The following is a 2,933-nucleotide window of genomic DNA, read 5'->3' on the forward strand; positions in this document are numbered from 1 at the left end:
GTGCGAGATTGACCCGACCGCCGCTATCGGCCCCTTTACGGTGCTGGGCGAACGCGTGCGTATCGGCGCGGGCGTGGATATTGGCGCGCATGTCACGATCGGCGCGGGCGTGGAAATTGGCGCGCGCTGCCGTATCGGCGCGCATGTGGCCATTTCCCATGCCCTGCTGGGCGAGCGCGTGACGCTCCTGCCCGGCGCGCGGATCGGGCAGGAGGGGTTCGCTTCGCCGTGACGCCGGAAGGCTTTGAAAGCGTGCCCCAGCTTGGCCGCGTCATTCTGGAAGACGGGGTCGAGATCGGGGCCAATTCCACGGTGGATCGCGGCTCGATCCGTGATACGGTGATCGGGGCTGGCTCACGCCTCGACAATCTGGTGCAGATTGGCCATAATGCGCGGCTGGGGCGCTGTTGTATCGTTGTGTCCCAGGCTGGTATTTCCGGTTCGACCGAACTGGGTGATTTCGTGACGGTCGCGGCGCAGGCCGGGCTGATCGGACATATCAGGATCGGTGCCAAGGCCCGGATCGGGGCGCAATGTGGTGTCATGTCCGATGTGGAAGCCGGGGCCGATGTGATCGGCAGTCCGGCAATGCCATTTCGGGAATTTTTCCGGAACGTGGCGTTTCTGCGTCGGATGGCCAAAAAAACGACGCAGGATGGAGGTAGCGAAAAGGCTGACAAAGCCTGATTGCCTGTCGCTATCAGATATTCAACCGGTAGGAGGTTCCTGTTCCCTCTGGTGGCAGGGTTCCCTCCTGACCGAACAAGTGGTTGGACGACGTGGATAAAGAAGTAGAGGCAGTGCCCGCGGACGCAATACCCGCGACCCTGGCATCGATTGACATCATGCGGATCATGGAGGCGATACCCCATCGCTATCCCTTCCTGCTGATTGATCGCATGGTCGATATCGTGATGGGGCAGTCAGCGGTCGGCATCAAGAATGTCACGGTGAACGAACCGCATTTCCAGGGCCATTTTCCGGCGCGCCCCGTCATGCCGGGTGTCCTGATCATCGAAGCTATGGCCCAGACGGCGGCCACCCTTGTGGTGCTGACGCTGGGGCAGGCGTTTGAAGGCAAGCTGGTCTATTTCATGACGATAGACGGCGCGAAATTCCGCCGTCCCGTCGGGCCGGGCGACCAGTTGCGCATTCATGTCGAAAAAGAACGCAGCCGGGCCAATGTATGGAAGTTCAAGGGCGTGGCGCGGGTTGATGGCGTATCGGTTGCCGAGGCAACATTCAGCGCCATGATCATGGGGTAAGTCCGCGGGAAACGGGTCGCGACCGCCGCCCTGCCCATGGGGGATGGGACGGGTTGCCGGCCCTGGGCCTGTAGCCCACGGTTACTTGCGGCGAGGGAGGCTATTCTGGCAGGAAGTTCACCTAACGGTACCCAGATGGATGAACGGCGTGGGAAGTCGCCTGAAATCCATCCGTCATCCATCGTGTCCAGCCGCGCCCGGATTGGCAGCGGGGTCCGTATCGGCCCGTGGTGCACGGTCGGGCCGGATGTCGTGATCGGGGATAATGTCGAACTGATCTCGCATGTGGTCATTGACGGCCACACCACGCTGGGTGAGGGCGTCGTGTGCTTTCCCTTCACCAGCGTGGGCATGGCCCCGCAGGATCTGAAATACAGGGGCGAGCCGACCGGTTGCACCGTGGGCGCGCGCACCACCATCCGTGAGCATGTGACCATCCACCGGGGCACGGCCACCGGCACGGGCATGACCCGGATCGGGAGTGACTGCCTGATCATGGCCAATTCCCATGTGGCGCATGACTGCACGCTGGGCCGGGGCGTGATCATCGTGAACAATGTGGTCATGGGTGGCCATGTGGTGATCGGTGATGACGCGCGCATCATGGGGGCTGCGGCCCTGCACCAGTTCGTGCGTATTGGCCATGCGGCGCTGGTGGGCGGCGTGTGCGGGGTCGAGGCCGATGTGATTCCCTATGGCAGCGTGCTGGGCAACCGGGCGCGGCTGGTGGGGCTGCACTGGATCTGGCTGCGGCGCAACGGTGTCCTGCCTGATGAGGTGCGCCGCATGCGGCAGGCCTTCCGTGCGCTGTACCCCAAGGTGGCGCATGCCACCGGCGCGGTCTTTCAGGCCCGTCTGGAACATGTGCGCCAGACCTATGCCGATGATGCCCGCGTGGTCGAGATCCTTGATTTCATCGCCGCCCCCAGCCATCGCGGCCTTGTGCGTGTCCAGAGCGGGGACATGATCGAGAGCGATGGCGCCTGAACCGGCGCTGTCACGCCCGGCGCCAGGCTGTGTGGGTATCCTGGCCGGTGGCGGCCCGCTGCCGGGGCAGGTCGCCCGGGCGGTGACGCGGGCGGGTGGCCGGGTGTTCATTGTCGGGTTTCAGGGGTTTGCCGAACCCGATGTGATCGGCCCATGGCCCCATCGTATGATCCGGCTTGCCGCGGCGGGTGAAATCCTGTCCGCGCTGCACGCGCATGGATGCCAGGATCTTGTGCTGATCGGCCCGGTACGGCGGCCTTCCCTTCTCAACCTGCGGCCTGATGCGACGGGAACACGGATTCTGGCGCGGATCGGCAAGGCGCTGTTCGCGGGGATGATGGGCTGCTGGGCGCGATCGTGCGCGTGCTGGGCGAGGAGGGCTTCACCATCCGTGGCGCGCATGAATATCTGGCGGGGTCCGTGGCCCGCCATGGCGTGATGGGACAGGTCGCGCCGGATGCGCTCGCCCTTGCGGACATTGCCCTTGGCCAGAAGGTCGTGCGCCAGCTTGGCGTGCTGGATATAGGTCAGGGCTGCGTGGTGCAGGGCGGGCTTGTGCTGGCGGTCGAGGCGCTGGAGGGTACCGACCGGATGCTTGAACGTGTCGCGGCCCTGCGGCAACCTGACCGCCCCGGTGGTGTTCTGGTCAAGATGGCCAAGCCGGATCAGGAACGACGCGCC

At 64.6% G+C, this 2,933-nt stretch carries 2 protein-coding genes and 2 pseudogenes; all 4 read left to right on the forward strand.

The annotated features are described in order from the left end of the window. Nucleotides 1-687 (forward strand): annotated as a pseudogene (lpxD, locus tag JCM25156_RS24175) (UDP-3-O-(3-hydroxymyristoyl)glucosamine N-acyltransferase); the annotation flags it as partial. 92 nt (nt 688-779) lie between these two features. Next, complete coding sequence (gene fabZ / locus JCM25156_RS12670) at nt 780-1,265, forward strand: 3-hydroxyacyl-ACP dehydratase FabZ (protein ID WP_025813369.1); 486 nt, start codon at nt 780-782, stop codon at nt 1,263-1,265. Between the two features lie 135 nt (nt 1,266-1,400). Continuing rightward, nucleotides 1,401-2,252: an acyl-ACP--UDP-N-acetylglucosamine O-acyltransferase gene (gene lpxA, locus JCM25156_RS12675; RefSeq protein WP_025813370.1), complete on the forward strand. Its 852-nt coding sequence runs from the start codon at nt 1,401-1,403 to the stop codon at nt 2,250-2,252. Beyond that, a pseudogene (locus JCM25156_RS24180) lies at nt 2,242-2,933 on the forward strand (LpxI family protein); the annotation flags it as partial. The gene lpxA and the pseudogene JCM25156_RS24180, both read left to right, overlap by 11 nt.

Source organism: Komagataeibacter kakiaceti JCM 25156 (genome assembly GCF_000613305.1).

What these genes read in the sequence shown, in the direction of transcription:
- lpxA (WP_025813370.1), top strand. Translation starts at nt 1,401, where the DNA reads ATGGATGAACGGCGTGGGAAGTCGCCTGAAATCCATCCGTCATCCATC.